Here is an 18341-nt window from a genome sequence, read left to right as displayed (position 1 = left end):
GAACGAGTGAGTGGGTCCTCAGTCTTCGGCGGCCTGGAGGTTGACCGAGGTTTCGGCAAGCTTGTTCATATATTCGTCGCCGCCATAGATTTCGTCGGTCGCCTCCTTCAGCCTGGCGGTGTCATCCGACAGGCCAAGCGCCTCCGCATAGGCGGCCGCGGTGCCGAAGCCGGCAATGCCGTAATGGGTCATGCGCTGATATTGGGCGATGATGATCGCGTCCAGCAACGGTCCCTTTTTCGGACCCTCCTCGACGATATGCTTGGTCGCTTCCTCGACCAGGCCCTCCATGCCCTTGCAATGCTCCTTGGCGGTCTTTTCGTCCTGCGCGGCGAGCAGCTCCTTCAGCACGTCGGTATGCTTGTCGATGCCCTCCACGGAATGCTGGAGCATCTCCTTGAGCTTGGCGTCGCTGGCCTTGGTCGTGATCTTCTTGACGAGACGCTTCATCTGGTCGTTGGCCGACCAGAGGTCCTTGAGTTCGTCAGTGTAGAGATCCTTGAGATCTTCGGGGGTCGACATGGCCATGCTCCGTGTTGGGGGCTCGCGGAAACTCTGCCGCGCGCATCGGTGCGGCAGAACGGCTCAACCCGCCGAGACGCAAAGCGTTGCCGACATCCACACGATCTAGCGGGCCGAGGGTGCCGCTAATTGGGATTGCGGGTGGCCAGAGGATGCTCCGCCTCAGCGACGCGGTGCGGTTTCGCCTCGATCCTGATACGGCGCCATTGACCGGCCGGCACCGGCTCGCTCGCTGGCAGAGCTAAAGCGCGTCCGTTACGCCGGCATGGCGTGCGTCTGGGGTGCCCCTGCCCAGGCATCCGGGGAGCAGGGACTCCACCCTTATGCATCGAATCTTGCTGGACAAACATGGATCGCGGCGTACCGCCTTGCATCATGACCGATCAAGGCGAACCGGACGATCATGGCCCGCACACGGATGTAGACCGGACCGGACTTGCGGCGGGTCGTCCCGCCAAAGGCAGCATGGATACGGGCGCGAACGAGCCGATCGAACGGCCGGGGCTGCATCACTGGCGCGAAAGCACGATCACCGATCCCAATCTGGACGAACGCGGCGGCGTCTTCTTCGCGGCGATCGAGATGACCCGCATGCCCATGATCCTGACGGATCCGAACAAGCCGGACAATCCGATCGTGTTCGCCAACAAGGCCTTTCTCGACCTTACCGGCTATGAGGAGGATGAGGTGCTCGGTCGCAACTGCCGCTTCCTCCAGGGTGCGCAGACCGACCGCAATGCCGTTGCCGAAATGCGGGACACGGTGGAGGCAAAATCTTCCATCGCGCTGGAATTGCTGAACTATCGTCGCGACGGCACACCGTTCTGGAACGCGGTTTTCATCGGCCCGGTGTACAATACGGACGGCGATCTGCTCTATTTCTTCGCCAGCCAGCTGGACGTCACCCGCCGCCGGAATACGGAGCAGTCGTTCCGGCAGGCGCAGAAGATGGAGTCGATCGGGCAGCTGACGGCCGGCCTGGCCCATGACTTCAATAATCTGCTGCAGGTCGTGAATGGCAACCTTGAGCTGGTGACGGCGACCAACGATCCGGTACGGATCAAACGCTATGTCGCGGCGGCGCAGTCCGCCGCCGAGCGCGGCGCCAAGCTGACCCGGCAACTGCTGGCCTTTGCCCGCAAGACCCGGCTGGAGCCCCGCCCGCTCGACCTGACGCAACTGGTGACGGAGTTCTGCGAGCTGATCGAGAGCGCGGTCAACAAGCAGGTCGACATCCACCTCAGCCTACGGCGTGGTCTGCGCCATGTGGTGATCGATCCCGACCAGCTGGAAATGGCGCTGCTCAACATCGTCAACAACGCCTGCGACGCCATGCCCGATGGCGGCGTGGTCACCATCCTGACGAAGCCCGTCCGGCTGGAGGGCGAGGGCGAGGCGCATGAGCTGCCGCCGGGCGACTATGTCGCGCTGGAGGTCGAGGATCAGGGGCAGGGCATGCCGGCCGCGGTGCTGGAACGCGCCACCGAGCCGTTCTTCACCACCAAGGGCACGGGCAAGGGCACGGGATTGGGCCTGGCGATGGCGAGCGGGTTCGTGCGCCAGTCCGGCGGGCGGTTGGAGATCGACAGCACGCCCGGCAAGGGCACCACGATCCGGATGCTGTTTCCCGCATTGCAGCCAGAGCAGCCGGTGGAGGACCGGAGTATCGACGCGAAGCCGCACGTCCCCGCCATGGCGGTGATCGACGAACGCGAGCCGCAGCACATCCTTGTCGTCGAAGATCATGAGGAGGTGTTGGTGGTCGCGCGCGAGATCCTGGAGAGCGCGGGCTATCGCGTGTCCACGGCATTGAACGGGGAGGAGGCGCTGCGCTTCTTTGAAGCCACGCATGGCGAAGCGCGGATCGACCTTTTGTTCACCGACCTGGTCATGCCCGGCGGCATGAACGGCCTCGCGCTGGCCGACGCGATCTGCGAGCGCGATCCGTCCGTGTCGATCCTGATGACCACCGGCTATAATGAGGAATTGGTGGTAAACGGCCCGCGCGCGCGGGCGACCGACGTGGTCAGCAAGCCGTATCGCCGCTCCGAGTTGCTCGACCGCATCCGCCAGGCGCTCAATCGCGGGCTAGAGAATGCGCAGCGCCGCCGACGTTCGGATTTCGGCGCCGCACTGGTGTGATCGCCGCGCGCGCCTGACGGCGATCGGTGGGCCGGATCGATGCGGGGACCGGCCCGCTTCAGGCCTGTTCTGTGATGCCGAGGCCGGCGTGAAATGCGTGAGTCAGGCGGACGTCCGGCTCCGACCCGCGCGTTCGGCAAGCACGCGGGCCGCCTCCGCCATGTTCTCCACGCTCCGCCGCGGAACTGGGCAAGCGCGTCGGCGAGCCCTGTGACCGAGCGGGGGCAGGGCATAGTTCACGCGCGGCGCACCTCGTGATGGTCCGTCCGCCGGACGATGCCGTCCGCGTCGGGGACGGCGTGCGGTTCGGCAAGGGCTTCGGGCCGGATGCACCCGCCTGGACACGGACGTACCATCGCGATCCCGCCCGGATCGCGACGGTCCGCCCCAAAACCTCAGCCGCCGTCCCTCGCCTGGAAAGATCCCGAATTGCTCAACGCAGCTGGCAGATGTCGCACACGTCCATGTCGTTATAATCCTGGTTCTCGCCCGCCATCGCCCAGATGAAGGTGTAGTTGCTGGTGCCGGCGCCCATGTGGACCGACCAGGGCGGCGAGATCACGGCTTCCTCGTCCCGGACGACGATGTGGCGCAAAGCGTCCGGCTGCCCCATATAGTGGAACACGCGATTGTCCGCCGGAAGGTCGCAATACAGGTAGATCTCGCTGCGACGCTCATGAACATGGGGCGGCATGGTGTTCCACACCGATCCCGGCTTCAGCTGCGTCAGCCCCAGGCACAGGGACGCACTGGTGCAGAGGTGCGGCAGAACCAGCTGGTAGATCATGCGGTCGTTGGAGGTGTCCGCGCTGCCGCGCCGCATCGGATCGGTGTCGCCCAGCGTCACCTTGCGCAACGGAAACGCCGCATGGGCAGGCACGCTCAACAGGTAGAAGCGCGCACCCATGCCCGCAAAGGTCACGTCGCGCGAGCCCATGGGCACATACAAGGCCTCATGGCGCGCCAGAACGAAGCTGTGCCCGTCCACCGTTATGGTGCCTTCGCCCGCCCCGATATTGACCACGCCGAGTTCGCGCCGTTCCAGCAGCGGGTGGCCCGCGCTGCTTTCCGGCTCGGTCTGCACCGGCAGCGGCAGCGGCGAGCCCGTGGGGACGGCCCCGCCGATGATGAACCGTTCCCCATGCGAATAGGTCAGCACGACCTGGCCGTCGCGGAACAATCCGGTCACCAGATGGCGGTCGCGCAGATCCTGGTTGGATGCGCCCGCCATCATGTCGGGGTGAGTGCCGTAGAACGTCTTCTGATACACGCCTGGATCCTCGATCAGCGGGCTGTGCGATCGAGCGCCGCAATCTCGGTCGCGGCGAGCAGGAATGCGCCGACGCCGTAATATTGCGTGTCCTTGGCCTCCACCTTGTCGGGCCGGTCGCTCACCTGCTGGACCCAGCCGAGGCCGCCATCGGGTTGCACCGCCCGCTGCATGGCCGTCCACCCCCGGCGGGCGACGGGCTCATATTCCGCGCGGGGCAACAGGCCGGTGCGCACGCCCCACGCCATGCCGTAGGTGAAGAAGCCCGTGCCGCTAGCTTCGGGCGGGGCGTTTTCCGGCGCCAGCAGCGACGGGGCCCAATAGCCGTCCGGTTTCTGCAAGGTGCGCAGCTTGGCCGCCATCTCCTTGAACAACGCCTCCATCCGCCGGCGATCGGGACTGTCCTTGGGGATCAGCGGGATGCTGCGCGCCAGGCCGGCGAAGACCCAGCCATTGCCGCGCGACCAGAATTGTTTGCGCTGCTGCTGGTCGCGCCGCTCGAAGAAGCGGCTGTCCCGGTAATAAAGGCGTTCCACGGGGTCGTACAGGAAGTCGGTGGTCGCCCAGAACTCGCGCAGCGCGAACGCGCGGTAGCGGAGATCGCCGGATTGACGGCTCAATTCCAGCAGCGCGGGCGGCGCCATGAACAGCGCGTCGCACCAGCACCAGCGGGTGAGGCATTCGGCGGCGTCATATCCTTCCGGCGGGACGTAGAAGGCCAGGGTGGTGACGGAGGGCTTGTTGACCACCTGGTCGAACGTCGCCTGGGTCGGGCTGCGCGCCGCGGCACCCGCGCCATGCTCCGCCGCCCACAAATAGCTTTGCGTGATCGCATGGTCGTCGGCGAAATAGGGCTTCGCGCCCGGTTGCCAGCCATTGGCCCGCCCCATTTCGAGGATGGCGGCCTTGATCTGCGGCGGCGCCCCGGCATCCGCCAGAGCGGTCATGCCGACCCAGAACACGGCCTGCTCCCACGACCGTGGGTTGGTGGTCGCCTTGCTGGCGCGGCCCGGATCCTTCAGCCGCGCGAGCTGCCATTCCGCCATCCGCGTCGCCGTCGCGATCGGCGTCGCTTCGGCGTGGACCAAGGTAGGGGAGGCGGCCGCGACGACGATCGCGACGGGTGTCAGAAGTCGGCCGATCATGCATGTTTCTCCAGAAGTCTTGGGGCCGGCGGTCGCCAGTTCGGGAATGGCGAGATGAAGCCGCCGCTGGGGGCAGCGGCTTCATGCCGGCCTGTCGAGTTCGCTTGCGGGGCGAGAGCCTACCGCCTTTCCGCGCCCGGCACATCCGGCATGTCAGGCCGGACGTGCCCGGACGGCGCTCAGAACCTGCCGCGGATGCCGAACGAGACGGTCGTCCCGTTGAAGAAGCTGTTGTCCCGGCGCGACTTGCCGTTGCCGCTCGGCTGATCCGGGTTTTCGTAATAGGTATAGGTGTTCACGTTGGTGAGGTTCAGCGCATCGACGCGCAATTCGATGAAGTCGTTGATGCGGTAGCTCACCGTCGCATCCAGATAGCCCTGCGGCGCGAAGTAGACGATCTGGTCATTGCCGAGATTGTTGAACGACGTGCCCGTCTTTCCCCGGTAATTATAGGAGGCGCGGAGGGAGAACGGCCCCTTTTCGTAGAAACCGGTAATGCTGTAGGAATAATCGGGCACGAACGAGATGGAGGTGCGCGTCCCCTGTGACGTGACGAAGTCGCCGCCCTTCTGGTCGATATAGGTGAAGCTGCTCGTCACGCCCAGGCCGTCGAAAGGTGCCGGCAGGAAAGTGAAATTCTGCTGGTAGCCGACTTCCAGGCCCTTGAGGTTCAACTCGCCCTGATTGATCGTCAGGGTTCGGCGGATCTGGAAATCCCCCGGGATGGTGCCGTCGGCAAAGCCCAGGGACGGCGCGTTGAACGCGCTTGACGGCAGGCCCAGCGAGCCGAATGCCACGAAGTCCTGGAACGCGAACGGCCGGTTCTGGATGTCCTTCTGGAACACGCCGACGCTGATCAGGGCGCCCGGCGCGAAATACCACTCGCCAACCAGATCATATTGATCCGACAGTTGCGGCAGCAGGTCCGGATTGCCGACGGTCACGTCCGCGCTGAACACGTTGGGCACGACCGTGCTGCCGGCGATCGTCGACAGGGCGTTGCGGGTGATCGTCTGCCCCGCCGATGCGCGAATGGTCAGCTTTGGCGTGACGTCGAACGACAGGCTGGCGGAGGGGAGCCAATTGTCATAGCCGCCCCGGCGCTCCGCCGGTTGGAAGTTGCCGCCGCCGGCGCTGACATAATTGTTGATGATCGTCCGTGTGTCCGAATAGCGGACGCCGGCATTGCCGCGCAATTCGCTGCCGAACAGCGGCAGTTTGAAATTGACCTCGAAGAACCCCGTCTTGACGACCTCCTCCGCCTTGAACGAGCCGTTGAGGAGCACTGGCGCGGCACGGTTGGCGCCGTTCGCATCCAGCGTGTTCAGCACGAAATCGCGCGAAAAGGTCGCGAATTGGGACGGAAAGCCGGCATTGCCGCCGTTGCGCAGGCGCCCGAACTGCACATGGGGGTCCATGTACGAGAAGACGTCGAGCGTTCGGAACGTGCCCCCGCCGGGCAGGGTGCGACTCGCGCCGAGTGCGCTTGCATCGCGCCGCGAAATCTCCTTCTCGGTGGAGACGTAACTGCCGCCCAGTTTGAGCGCGAACATCTGCTTGCCGTCGTCAACCGGGGTCCAGTCGAGCACGGCGCGCGCCGTTCGCTGCTTGTCCGTCTCGAACGCATCGCCGAAACCGATCGACGGATCGGTGTAGCTGCGCGGATCGGTGATGTCGACCGGCGTGCCGATCGCGGGGTAGGAGACGTTGTCGGTAGGATCGAACGTGGTGGTGATGCCGTAGATGTTGGCCACGATGCGGTTCTGCGAACCATAAGCGCGGCTACTGCTGAGATTGCCCTGCGCGGACAGTTTCAGCGCGTCGGTCACGTCCCATGCGGCGCGCAATATGCCATATCTGAAGCGGGTTTCCGCATCCCGGTAGAAGCTCTCGGTCAGGATCGAGGTGTTGCCGAACGTGCCATACAGATTGTTGTAATCGTCCAGCCGCACGTCGAGCGGGATCAGGCCGGAATTGGTGCCGCGTCCGGCCGGGCTGGTCGTTCCCGCCACCGTGCGCGTGTTCCGGATCGGCACGCCGAACGTGACCTCGTCCGTATTGTCCTTCAGCTTGGAGTAGATGCCGTCCAGGCTGATATCCAGGTGATCGGTCTTGTACTGGACCGACCCCACCAGCCCCAGCCGCTCACGCTCGTTGCTGGACGCGAACACGCGGTAGAAGCGTGGCAGCAGGCCGTTGGCCACCTGGGCGCGGGTCAGCGTGCCGAAATTGGCCCGGGGATTGTCGAGGTCGAGCTGGAACTCGAACGGACCTACCAGCGGCCGCGCCTGTCCCGCCGGGGTGTTGTAGCCGCCGGACCCGATCACGGACGAATTGTAGCCGCCTGTCGACTGGAAGCCCGACCGCTCGTTCACCGTCTTCGAGTAAGCGGCGCCGACCAGCACGCCGAAGTCGCCGAACGTGTCGCTGAGCAGCAGCGAACCGCGCGGCCCCCAACGCTTCGATCCCGTATTGTAGTTCGCCTGCGCGGTGTACCTGATGACCCGACCCTTGCTGTCGAAGGGACGGGGCGTCTGCAGATCGACATTGCCGCCGATGCCGCCCTCTTCCAAATTGGCGAGCGGCGTCTTGTAGACATCGACGCGGCCGAACAGCTCCGACGGGAAGACGTCATAATTGAAGTCGCGGCTTGAGCTGCCGACGTTGAGCGAGGACGTGGTCCGCACTGGCGCCATGTTGATCGTGGTGGTGGTGAACTCGGAGCCGAGACCGCGGATGCTGATCCGCTGCCCTTCGTTGGAGGCGCCGTCGCGGCTGAGGATAACGCCGGGGATCCGCTGGAGCGAGTCCGCGACGTTGGCTTCCGGAAACTTGCCGATATCCTCGGCCACGATCGAATCGCGGACGCCCACCGCTTCGCGCTTCAAGGACAGGCCCTCGGCCAGGCTGCGGCGGAAGCCGGTCACCACGATTTCCTGCGGTGCGTCCGCCTCCACGGGCGATGCGCCGTCCGGCGGCACGGGGGTCGGGCTGGTCGGCGCTGGCGAAGCCGACTGCGCCGTGAATGAGCCCACCGGGCTGGTGCCAGGCGCGGCAGGAGCGTTGCCCAGGCTTTCGGCCGGGGGAGGGCTGGTCTGCGACATGGCCGGCGCGGCCAGCAGTGCGAACGCGAGTGCCGTCGTCGATGTCACACCAATACGGGCCAGTTTGCCCATGATTTCCCCCCTCCTCAATGCTCCGCCATTTTGGCGTGAGGACAAGTTATCATACAACCTGGCGAAGGCGTCAACGGGTTGTGTCAGTTACGCGACAGCAGATTCATCGTCTGGCTCAATTCGGTGTGGCGACTGAGGCTTTCCTGCATATGGTGGCGCGCGGCGTCACGCGCGCCGGCCGGATTCATCCGCACGATGGCGTCGACGATCGCCTCATGTTCGGCGCGTACCTTTTCCACATAGGCCTGCTGCGCGTGCGGAGGCTGGTTGCGGAGGTAGAGGCTGCGCGGCGGGACGAGGCGCACGCCCAGAAACTCGATCAGCTTGACGAACGTGTCATTCTGGGTGGCGCGCGCGATCGCCATGTGCAGCCGGGTGTCGGCTGCCGCCGAAGCGACCGCATCGTCTGCCACCGCCGCCATGTCGTGCAGCGCGCCCCGCATCGCGGCAATGTCGTCCAGCGTGCGCCGGGCCGCGGCAAACGCCGCCATTTCCGCTTCCACCGACAACCGCACCTCCAGCAGCCGCACGATGTCGGCCAGTTCGGTGATCTCATGGCGGGCGATCTGAAATGCTTGAAACGCGGCGTCGTTGGACACGAACACGCCCGACCCCTGGCGCGCGACCGTCAGGCCCTGCGCTTCCAGCCGGGCCATTGCCTCGCGCACCACGGTTCGGCTTACCCTCTGCTGCTCCGCAATGTCTTTTTGCGTGGGCATGCGTGTGCCGGGCGCCATGTCCCCCGACCGGATCTGCGCTTCCAGCTTCATGAACAGTGCGTCGGCTAGCGATACGGTTTTGGCCATGGCCCTCCTATGACCGCTTTGCGGCTGTTAAACACCAACTCTGATCGCGCTTGGCAGAAAAGCCAGGGCAATCTAAGTTGTCGTACAACATAGTTACGAAGGAGAGGACATGTCGCATCGGCGATCCTGGTGGATGCAGCGTCGGCTGACTTTGCGCCTGACGGTAGGCGTGGCGGTGTGCCTGCCGCTGGCGCAGGCGTCTGCCCTGCAACCCGCGCCGGATCGGGCCGCTGCGTCCGCCACGCTCTCCGCCAATGCGCTTGCCGCCCCGAATGCGCGCGCGCCTCGCGCTGCGGTTACGCTCGCGCCCTATCGCTACGACGACCTGCTGTGGGAGAATGATCGCACTGCCCACCGCATCTACGGCCATGCGCTGGAAGCCGCCGAGCCGCCGTCCGGCTCCGGCATCGACTCTTGGGGCAAGAATGTCGGCTGGCCGTTTGCCGATCGCCAACTGCGCACCGGCGACCAGCATGCGTATCATGGCGAGGGGCTGGATTTCTACAATGTCGGCACCACCCGCGGCGCTGGCGGGCTCGGCATCTGGTACAACAACAAGCTATGGACATCGCGCAACTATGTCCGCCACAGGATCATCGCCACGGGCGGCGACGTGGCGGACTTCGTGGTGGAGTATGCGTCCTGGCCGGTCGGTGTTGATCGCAAGGTGTGGGAGACGCGGCGCTTCACCCTGCCGCTAGGCTCCCATTTCACCCGGCTCGTATCGACCCTTTCGTCCGACAAGGCGGATCCGCTGCTGGTCGGCATCGGCATCGGCAAGCGCACCACGGGCCAGGGTGCCGGCGAGCTGACGGTTGATCGCGCGCGTGGGCTGATATCCTGGTGGGGGCCGGAAGACGGCGATCATGGCCGCATGGCGATCGCGCTGCGCGTCGACCCGGCGATGATCGCGGACGTGCGGAGCGACGCCGACAACCAGCTCGTTCTGCTCCGCGCTATGCCGGGCAAGCCGTTTGTCTATTACTCAGGATCCGCCTGGAACAAGGGGCAAGGCAGGTTCGTGACGCGGGAATCGTGGGACGCCTATGCGCGAACCGCGACGCTGGATTTCACTGTGCCGGAGGATGTTCGTTGAGCCACGCCGTCGATCGTCGCCACCTGTTGGCCAGCCTGGGGGGAGGGGCGGGGATGCTTGCCGCAACGGCCGCTTCGGGTCAGCACGCCGCCGCGACCGTCGGGAGCGAAACCGGTGGCGCCACGCTATCGGATGGCGCCGCCGATCGCGCTTATGCGCTGGATCTGCTGCGGCGGATGGCAGGGCCGGTGCTTGGCCCCATGTCGCGCGGCCGGCTCCAGCGTGAGTGGAAGCCGGAACTCAGCCCGACTTGGGACGGTCGCGATACCCGGGTCGCCTATCTCGAAGGCTTCGGGCGCCTGATCGACGGGATCGCGCCCTGGCTGGCGCTGCCGGACGACGCCTCTGCGGAAGGACGCTTGCGAGCCCGGCTGCGCGATCAGGCCTGTGCGAGTTTCGAGCATTCCGTCGATCCGCGCAGCCTCGATTATCTGCTGTGGCGCAGCCATGGCCAGGCGCTGGTGGATTCCGCTTACTTCACCAGCGCGCTGCTGCGTGCACCGGATGCGCTGTGGAAACCGCTGAGTGCCGCCACCAAGCGGCGCATCGTCGAGGAGATCAAGGGCCTCCGCCGCATTTCCCCGCCCTACCAGAACTGGATCCTGTTCGCCGCCATGAACGAGGCGTTCCTGTTCTCGATCGGGGAGGATTGGGACCCGATGCGCGTCGACCTGTCGATCAAGAAGTTCCAGGAATGGTATGTCGGGGATGGGTGGTATGGCGACGGTGATCGCTTCCACTTCGACTATTACAACAGCTACGTCATCCATCCCATGCTGGTGCAGATATTGGAGACGTTGAGCGCGGGCGAACCGGCGTTCAACAATCTCAAGCCCGCGGCGGAACTGCAGGTCGCGGTGAAGCGGGCGCAGCGCTACGCCGAGCATCTTGAGCGCATGATCGGCCCGGACGGCGCTTATGCCGCGATCGGGCGGTCCCTGACCTATCGCACGGCGGTGCACCAGCCGCTCGGTCACCTGGCCTGGCGTGGGCTTCTGCCTGCGACGCTTCCGTTCGGGCAGGTCCGTGCGGCCACCATGGCGGCGCAGCGGCGCGTGTTCAAGGATCCCAGCAATTTCAATGCGGACGGCTACCTGACGATCGGTTTCGCGCGCCACCAGCCCACATTGGGGGACACCTATTCCAACGCAGGCAGCATGTATATCGCGTCGGAAAGCCTGATTGCGTTGGGATTGCCGCCGACGCACCGATACTGGACCGACGCCGCGCTGCCGTGGACGATGCTGCGCGCCTTCTCGGGCGAGGATTTTCGCAAGGATTATTACGTCAGCTACTGAGCAGGCGGTCGCGATACGCCGGCAGTAGCAGGATCATGCCGTCGGGCTATGCACGCGCATCCGACGGAGTGCCGGTCAGACCCGTCCGATAGCGGTCAATCTCCTCGACATGGTCGGCGAGGCGCGCCGCGGCAGCCTTGATGCTCAGCAGGTCGGAGATGTCCGACGAGCGGCGGTGCGCAGGCGCATTTTCAATCACCTGTTCGCAACTGCTCAGGATGTCGCTCACCGGAGGTCTGCACCCCCGCACCAGCCGGGACAGGCTGGCGACCCGTGCGGTGCGCATCTGCCGCAACTCGCCACTGCGCCGGTCCAGCGATGCAGCAGCGGCGCTGCGTTGTGCGACGATCTCGGCCATCTCGTTGCGCGAACTCAGCACCCGCCCAAGATACCCCGCCATCATGGAGACATAGGTACAGGCGGACAGCAACGATACCAGCGCAAGCCCATGCAGCGCATTGGGATCAACGGGCGGTGGTGCGGGAAAATTGGCGGTCACGACCGCGAACAGGCCGGTATTCAAACCCAACAACCCGATCAGAACCGCCCATAGCCGCACGCTGGGTGCGGAATACAGGAAGGCCAGCAACGGCACCACCGCCAGCCACAGCAGAAATGGGGAGGTGAAGCCGCCATATTCATGGCTTGCCAACAGGATCACGACGGTGAGGTGCTGGAGCGACACCAGGCTCAGCAGCCAATATCGTGCTCCTGCGGCCAATGCCGCCGGGTAAGCCCAAAACAGGCACACCAGCACGGCAAATGACTGGAGGCCGCTATCCAGGGGGAAGCCCAGCACCACCATCAGGGCGGCCAGCGCCAGGCCGATCAACGGCCCGCACAGGTGACTGACGATGAACAGGCGAAGGTGCTGCCCATCCACCGCGGCATTGCGCCTTGCCTGGAACGCGGCGAATCTCCCAAACCCGCCAACCAGACGAACATACCAGTTCCGGTTTACTGGGGGGTGGAAGCGGTGCATGGCTCATCTTTATTTTGTTGTGTCGTAATAACCGGTTAACGGCCGTTGGCTAATCCGATAGCCATTATGCGCTCCTCGTTTACTTCACCGCTCCTGCCGGCACGACCGAGCCTCCTTGCGCAGCTCTTGGAGGAGCCGGCGGCGAGCGGCGAGGACCCCAAGCTGTATCGCAGCTTCGTGGTGCTGCATCTCCTCGGGCCCGTTTTCGGGCTGCCGATCTGCGCCAGTCTGCTGACGTTCGACAACCGCCACGATGCGGTGGCGCCGCTGCTCACGGCCGGCATGTGCCTGCTGTGGCTGCTGCCGTTCGTGGCGCGATCGGGACTTCGTCGCGCGGCGTTTCTGTCGGTGCACCTGTGGACCGCCATCAGCCTGTTCGGCGCCCTGTTCTATGGCGGGCTCAATTCGCCCTTCGCGGCGTGGCTGATCGTCGCCACGTTGCTCGGCTTCGCATATCTGCCGCAGGCGACGCTCCGCTGCATGGGCGCGATGATCCTTCAAGGACTGCTGTTCCTGATCGCGCATCACCTCTGGCCGCAAGCACCGCGCCTGGAGCAGGGCGCGCTCGGCGCCTTGTTTCTGGCATCGTCCTTTGCCGCCGCTTTGTACGTGTCGCTGATCGCCGCCTTCTATTCGCGCCTCAAGGTGGAAGGATCCAGGCTGGCGGAGATGGCCGCGCGCTATGACGAAACGGCATGCCGCACCGGCGACGCCATCCGCGACATGGAGCAGGAGGATCAACGCGCCGCCGACTTCATGGCCAAATCCAGCCACGATCTGCGCAGCGGGCTCGATCTCGTGATCGGGTACAGCGAACTGCTGGTGGAGGATGCGGTCGTGGAGGAACGCGAGGCGGAGCAATGGCACCTGGCCCGCATCACCGCATCCAGCCGCGAGATGCTGGCATTGGTGCTGGACGGCGACCAGCTTGCCCAGCCTGCGCCCGACACCCAACGGGGCGCGGGTGAGACGCCCGCCGACGCGACTGCCGAGGGTTCGCCGGAGGACCGGCACGGGCAGCGCCGGACGCTGGACCTGGCGTGGCTGCGGGAGCAGGCAAGAGCCGCCGCTCCCTTGCTGTTCGCCACGGCATTGTCCGTGACATTGGAGGCTGCGGGGGTGCTGCGGCCCATCCATGCTGCCATCATGCTGGCGACCTTCGCCTTGGGCATGCGCTTCGCACCGATACGCCGGGTGCCGGTCGACGTCGACATGCTGACGTCCCTGCCGAACCGCACCGCCTTTCAAAGGGAGCTGGAGCATCGTCTCGCGCCATCCAGCCGGTCCGAAGCCGCGTTGCTGTTCGCGGACCTGAACGGCTTCAAGGAGGTGAATGACGGGTTGGGCCATGACGTCGGCGACCAGCTTCTGGCGCAGGTGGCGAAGCGGTTCGCGGCGGTGCGACCCGGCGGCGTGTTGCTGGCTCGGCTGGGCGGCGACGAGTTCGGTGCGGCCGCATTCGGCCCCGGTTCGGAGGCCGCGATCCATGGGTTCGCCAATGCAATGCAGGATGCCCTGGTCGAACCGGTGCGCAGCAATGAACATCAGCTCAACATCGGTGTCAGCATCGGCATTGCGCATGGGCGCGCCGGCCAGGTCACCGGCCAGGAACTGCTGCGGCGGAGCGACGTCGCCATGTACCGGGCAAAGCTCGACGGCCGCACACCGGTGCAGCCGTTCGACGTGCAGATGGACGAGGCGCTGAACTTCCGCCGCACGATGCGCAACGATTTGGCCGAAGCCCTGTCGAGCGAGGATCAGTTAGACTTGCACCTGCAACCGGTGGTGGATGCCCGCACGGGCGAACTCGCCAGCGTCGAGGCGCTGCTGCGCTGGAATCACCCGCTGCTCGGCCCGGTCTCCCCGGCCAAACTCATCACGCTGGCGGAAGCGAGCGGGCACATCGTCGACATCGACGATTGGGTGCTGGAACGCGCGCTGCGGCAGATCAAGCGGCTCGGCACCGTGCCGATTGCGATCAACATTTCGCCGGTCCAGTTCCGGCAGCCGGGCTTTTCGCGCAAGATCGTCGAGCGACTCGCCGCCCATGCCGTTCCCGCGCAACTGCTGCGGCTGGAGATTACGGAGGGCGTGCTGGTGACGCATACCCGCGCCGCCGACCGGGCAATGGCGGAGCTGCGCGAGGCCGGGCTGAAGATCGCGTTGGACGATTTCGGCACCGGCTATTCCAGCCTCAGCTACCTGAAAGATCTGGGCGTCGATATTCTGAAGGTCGATCGCAGTTTCATCACCGCGCTCGACCAGGGGCGGCAGGGGACCGAACTGCTCCGCGCGATCGTGGACCTGGGCCACAGCCTGTCCATGGCGATCATCGCCGAAGGGGTCGAAACGGCGCAGCAGGCCGCCGTGGTGCAGTTGCTGGGCGGCGATTTCATCCAGGGCTATTTTACGGGGCGTCCCATGCCGATCGATCAGCTGGAAGCCTGGATGGCGACCAAGGCGGCCGATGGGCGCGCCAATTCGTCGCTGTCGCACCTGTCCTGATCGAGCGCGGCTTTTCGCGGCTTGAGCCGGATGGTGGTGTCGGACGCTGCCGTCTGCCAGGCCGCGCAATGCTGGCGTGAGTAAGGCGGGTAGGGGCAATCCGAAGCGGCATCGCCCGGGTGCCTGCGCTTCCGCCTTTGGGGGAGCACGAGAGGGTTTCGTAGTCGGGACTGTCTGTCGGTAGGACCAGCCATTTGCGCAATCGTTGATGGGGGCATCGGCCCCGTAGCGGTGCTGTCCAGCAACCGGGCGATTTACGCGCGCAGCCTTGCATGGTGTTTGGCAGCGTCGGTCTGGCCACGTCTACCCTTTCGTTCATGGCGTTGTGACAGCAACGGTGCCGCTGGGCGATCGTGGTTGCCATTGATCGGCAGGAGCGCGCGCCGGCGGCGGCTTGCCGGAGCAAGCGATGCAGGGCGCAAAAAAGGGAGCTTGCAGCAGCAGGCTCCCTTTGAACCATCACGTCTTGGCAGGGGAGGGAACTCACCCGGGACAGGCCATTGGCGAGAGGTGGCAGGCAAGGCGTCCGGCGTGCCCTACCTGCTGCGATCCCGGCGCGGGCGATGGCCGCCGCGCCGGGATCGGGCATGCAGGTTGGTCAGAAATGGTAGGCGATGCCGCCGCTGAACGCCCAGGGGTCCAGGCGGGTCTTGCCGACCACGCTGTCGCCCATGAAGAGGCCCGTCGTGACGGGGCGGAGCAGCGCCTTCTTCACGTCGCCGAAGATCGCCACGCGATTGCTGATCATGATGTCGGTCCCGGCCTCGAACGCCCAGCCGAAATCGTCCTTGACCTTGAGGTTCTCGAAAGTGCCGTCCTTGGTGCCGAACACGATCATGTAGCTTGCGCCCGCGCCGACATAGGGGCGGATGCGGCCGCTGCGGGTGAAGTGATATTGCGCGGTGAGCGCCATCGGACCGTAGCGCACTTTGCCCAGCTTGGGCAGGGAGCCGATCGAACCGCCGCCATAGACATCGATCGATGGTGGGATGCCCGCCGTCAGGTTGATGGCGACGTTGCGCGTCAGGAAGCGCCCGATTTGGACGGTAGGCGTCCAATGCTCAAACGTCGACAGGTCCGCGCCCGGATAGTGCGCGCCGCCGACGGACAGGTCGACCCGGTCGGCCAGGGTCAGGCTGGTGAGGCCGGCACGGACGGTCCACTTGGTGGTATCTGTGCCGATCGGCTCCAGCGCGCCGTCGTCCGCATGGCGGCCGAAGCGTGCTGTGACGCCCAGCTGGATGGTGACGGGGTCCAGTTCGGCCTTGGCCGAAACCGCCGCGAAGCTGGTCATGGTCGCGTCCAGCGGAAGCCGGCCGGTGGCATTGGTGTCGTACCAGGCCTTGCGCACCGACGCGAACACGCCCCAGCGGGGGGTGAGCGCATAGTCCACGCCGGCCTGCACATAGGGGCCATGGGCGTTGGGGATGTTCAGGCCGACGCCCAGCCCGTCACGCTCCTGGGTGGTGAAATGACGCACGATGCCGGCACCGACAAAGGGCGACACACGGCCCTTGAACGGCTGGATGTTCGCGCCGACGGTGACGGTTGTGAACTCGTCATCGCCCAGATTGGGCAGGCCGGCCAGGCCGCCCGCCGGCACGTTGTTGGTGGTGGCGGGGGTGGAGATCGAGGCTTCCACCGCAACGCCGTTCCACATGAAGAATCCGCCGGTGAGGACGCCGTGATAGGCATCGCGGGTCTTGTACCCGTCGGCGGGGTTGACGACGCCGTTGGTGGCGACCTCCCCATTGTCGACGAGCTTGGTGCGGGCGGCGGCGACGCGGACATAGGCGTCCCCCGCCTGCTGCGCCGCAGCCGGCGATGCGAGTGCGAGCATGCTGCCGGCTGGCAGTGCCCCCAGAATCAGGCAGATCGTCTTCATGGTCAGTGGGTTCCTTCTCGGCAGCATCCTGGCTTGCCGAGGTAAAATCCGGGTTAAGAATGGTGCTACGATGCCGCGCGCAGGGGTTCCTGCTCGATCGGCAGGGTGTCGGAGACCGCCGCTTCATCCATGTGCGACGCCTGCGGCAGCGGGCGGTGTTGGTCCAAGGTGGCGAGGGTGGCATGGCCCTGGTCCAGCGCGTCCAGATCCTTGCCGGCTTCCGCCACGGCTGTCGACAGGCGATGCACCGCATCGACGATGTCATGCTGCGTGTGGTTGGCCATGACCTGGAGGCGGAAGCGCGCCTGCCCCTTGGGCACCGCCGGGAATTCGACCAGATTGGCGAGCATGCCTAGAGCAGGCAGGCGGCGGCTGACCAGTCGTGCCAGCGCCTCGCTGCCCATCTTCACGCAGACGATGGCGGACGGTTCGCCATAGGTTTCGAGGCCGCAGCCGGCGAGCAGCTTCCGCAGCGTCAGGATATTGTCCATCAGCTTGGCGCGCAGCTGTGCGCCTTCGTCCGACTGGATGATGTCGAACGCCTTGCCGGCGATCGCCGCCTGCGCCGGCGACAGCGCATTGGAGAAGGTGTTGGGCGAGCTGTAGTAGCGCATATATTCCTTCACCGCGCGCCCGCGCGCCGCGACGAAGCCGCCGTTGGAGGCGAACGTCTTGGAGAAGGAGCCCATCACCACGTCGACCTGGCCCAACATGCCCTGAACCTCGATCATGCCGCGTCCGGTGGGTCCGAGATTGCCGAGATCGTGCGCCACGTCCACCATCAGGGTCGCACCATATTCGTGTGCCGCCTGCTGCATGGCGCGGATATCCGGCACGTCCGAATCCATCGAGAACAGGCTTTCGGTGACGACCAGGATGCCGTTGCTGGTGTCCTTGGCGCGGATGTTCGCCAGCTTGGCGCGCAGCTGCTCGACCTGGTTGTGGCGGAACAGGTGGATGTTGCGTGTCGCGGCTTGCGCCCCTTCCTGCAGGCAGGCGTGGCTCAGCGCGTCCATCACGATATGGTCGCTCGCTCGCACCAGCCCCTTGATCACGCCGAAGCCGGCCGCCCAGCCGGTCGGGAACAGCGCCACATGATCATAGCCGAGGAAGTCGCCGATCTTGCGCTCCAGCGCGATCGACAGCGACGTGTTGCCGACCAGCGCCGGGGAGCCGGCCGAATGGACGCCATAATCGCGCATCGCCTGGATCGCCGTGTCCAGGATCGCCGGGTGCGCGTTCATGCTCAGATAGTCCTGGCTGGCGAAGTTCACGCCACGGAACAGCGCGCCGTCATCGGTGCGGGCGACCGCGCGGCTGAACGCGCCCATCTCGGTCGAGCGGCCGAGCGGCCACACGCCGGCGGAACGGCGCGCCTGCTGCCATCCATAGAACGCCTCCACCCGGCCGAGCAGGTCCGAGCCCGGCAGATAGCGGAAGTCGCGCATGCTGCCGCCCAGCGCATCGAAGTGGGTGTGTTCGGTCATGTTGGTGTTGCTCATGATTCAGTCCCC

12 protein-coding genes are annotated in these 18341 nt (G+C 65.6%); 4 read left to right on the top strand and 8 right to left on the bottom strand.

The window, feature by feature from the left end; translation table 11 throughout:
• Nucleotides 1-18 precede the first annotated feature (18 nt).
• Nucleotides 19-522 carry a ferritin-like domain-containing protein gene (locus Q0D93_RS07675; RefSeq protein ID WP_294392613.1) on the bottom strand — a complete coding sequence of 168 codons (504 nt, stop codon included), beginning with the start codon at nt 520-522 and terminating at the stop codon, nt 19-21.
• 375 nt (nt 523-897) lie between these two features.
• Between Q0D93_RS07675 and Q0D93_RS07670 the strand changes: the two genes are divergently transcribed.
• Nucleotides 898-2664, top strand: coding sequence for a histidine kinase famiy protein (locus Q0D93_RS07670; RefSeq protein WP_294392611.1), 1767 nt, complete (start codon nt 898-900; stop codon nt 2662-2664).
• A gap of 433 nt (nt 2665-3097) precedes the next feature.
• On the opposite strand, the gene kduI is transcribed toward Q0D93_RS07670, so the two are convergent.
• From kduI to Q0D93_RS07650, 4 genes are all read right to left on the bottom strand, one after another.
• Nucleotides 3098-3934 (bottom strand): 5-dehydro-4-deoxy-D-glucuronate isomerase, encoded by an 837-nt coding sequence (gene kduI / locus Q0D93_RS07665; protein ID WP_294392610.1) that lies wholly within the window; start codon nt 3932-3934, stop codon nt 3098-3100.
• A 14-nt stretch (nt 3935-3948) separates the two neighbouring features.
• A complete protein-coding gene (locus Q0D93_RS07660; RefSeq protein ID WP_294392608.1) occupies nt 3949-5079 on the bottom strand; it encodes a glycoside hydrolase family 88 protein in 1131 nt (376 codons plus the stop codon).
• A gap of 179 nt (nt 5080-5258) precedes the next feature.
• On the bottom strand, nt 5259-8255 hold the full coding sequence (locus Q0D93_RS07655; protein ID WP_294392606.1) for a TonB-dependent receptor: 2997 nt from the start codon (nt 8253-8255) through the stop codon (nt 5259-5261).
• An 83-nt stretch (nt 8256-8338) separates the two neighbouring features.
• Nucleotides 8339-9061 (bottom strand): FCD domain-containing protein, encoded by a 723-nt coding sequence (locus Q0D93_RS07650; protein WP_294392604.1) that lies wholly within the window; start codon nt 9059-9061, stop codon nt 8339-8341.
• Nucleotides 9062-9170: 109 nt separating this feature from the next.
• On the opposite strand from Q0D93_RS07650, the gene Q0D93_RS07645 reads away from it, so the two are divergent.
• Nucleotides 9171-10157 (top strand): DUF4861 family protein, encoded by a 987-nt coding sequence (locus Q0D93_RS07645; protein WP_294392602.1) that lies wholly within the window; start codon nt 9171-9173, stop codon nt 10155-10157.
• Nucleotides 10154-11455, top strand: a complete 1302-nt coding sequence (locus tag Q0D93_RS07640) for a DUF2264 domain-containing protein (RefSeq protein WP_294392599.1) — start codon at nt 10154-10156, stop codon at nt 11453-11455. Before Q0D93_RS07645 ends, Q0D93_RS07640 begins: the two co-directional genes overlap by 4 nt.
• 46 nt (nt 11456-11501) lie before the next feature.
• On the opposite strand, the gene Q0D93_RS07635 is transcribed toward Q0D93_RS07640, so the two are convergent.
• On the bottom strand, nt 11502-12338 hold the full coding sequence (locus tag Q0D93_RS07635; protein WP_294392598.1) for a hypothetical protein: 837 nt from the start codon (nt 12336-12338) through the stop codon (nt 11502-11504).
• A gap of 225 nt (nt 12339-12563) precedes the next feature.
• On the opposite strand from Q0D93_RS07635, the gene Q0D93_RS07630 reads away from it, so the two are divergent.
• On the top strand, nt 12564-14942 hold the full coding sequence (locus Q0D93_RS07630) for a bifunctional diguanylate cyclase/phosphodiesterase (RefSeq protein WP_294392596.1): 2379 nt from the start codon (nt 12564-12566) through the stop codon (nt 14940-14942).
• 598 nt (nt 14943-15540) lie between these two features.
• Here the strand turns inward: Q0D93_RS07630 and Q0D93_RS07625 are convergent.
• The gene (locus Q0D93_RS07625; protein WP_294392594.1) at nt 15541-16827 is read right to left on the bottom strand and encodes an OmpW family outer membrane protein; all 1287 of its coding nucleotides are present in this window, start codon (nt 16825-16827) and stop codon (nt 15541-15543) included.
• A gap of 65 nt (nt 16828-16892) precedes the next feature.
• Entirely contained in the window at nt 16893-18329 is a 1437-nt protein-coding gene (locus Q0D93_RS07620; RefSeq protein ID WP_294392591.1) for an aminotransferase class I/II-fold pyridoxal phosphate-dependent enzyme, read from the bottom strand.
• Between the last annotated feature and the right edge of the window lie 12 nt (nt 18330-18341).

The sequence above is a fragment of the uncultured Sphingomonas sp. genome, assembly GCF_934560975.1.
Classification (GTDB): Bacteria; Pseudomonadota; Alphaproteobacteria; order Sphingomonadales; family Sphingomonadaceae; genus Sphingomonas_I.
This window is presented reverse-complemented; position numbering and strand designations above follow the sequence as displayed.

Bases quoted from the DNA above. Each gene is read 5' to 3' on its own strand.
- Q0D93_RS07675 (WP_294392613.1), bottom strand. From the start codon at position 522: ATGTCGACCCCCGAAGATCTCAAGGATCTCTACACTGACGAACTCAAG.
- Q0D93_RS07670 (WP_294392611.1), top strand. From the start codon at position 898: ATGACCGATCAAGGCGAACCGGACGATCATGGCCCGCACACGGATGTA.
- Q0D93_RS07660 (WP_294392608.1), bottom strand. From the start codon at position 5,079: ATGATCGGCCGACTTCTGACACCCGTCGCGATCGTCGTCGCGGCCGCC.
- Q0D93_RS07655 (WP_294392606.1), bottom strand. From the start codon at position 8,255: ATGGGCAAACTGGCCCGTATTGGTGTGACATCGACGACGGCACTCGCG.
- Q0D93_RS07650 (WP_294392604.1), bottom strand. From the start codon at position 9,061: ATGGCCAAAACCGTATCGCTAGCCGACGCACTGTTCATGAAGCTGGAA.
- Q0D93_RS07645 (WP_294392602.1), top strand. From the start codon at position 9,171: ATGTCGCATCGGCGATCCTGGTGGATGCAGCGTCGGCTGACTTTGCGC.
- Q0D93_RS07625 (WP_294392594.1), bottom strand. From the start codon at position 16,827: ATGAAGACGATCTGCCTGATTCTGGGGGCACTGCCAGCCGGCAGCATG.
- Q0D93_RS07620 (WP_294392591.1), bottom strand. From the start codon at position 18,329: ATGAGCAACACCAACATGACCGAACACACCCACTTCGATGCGCTGGGC.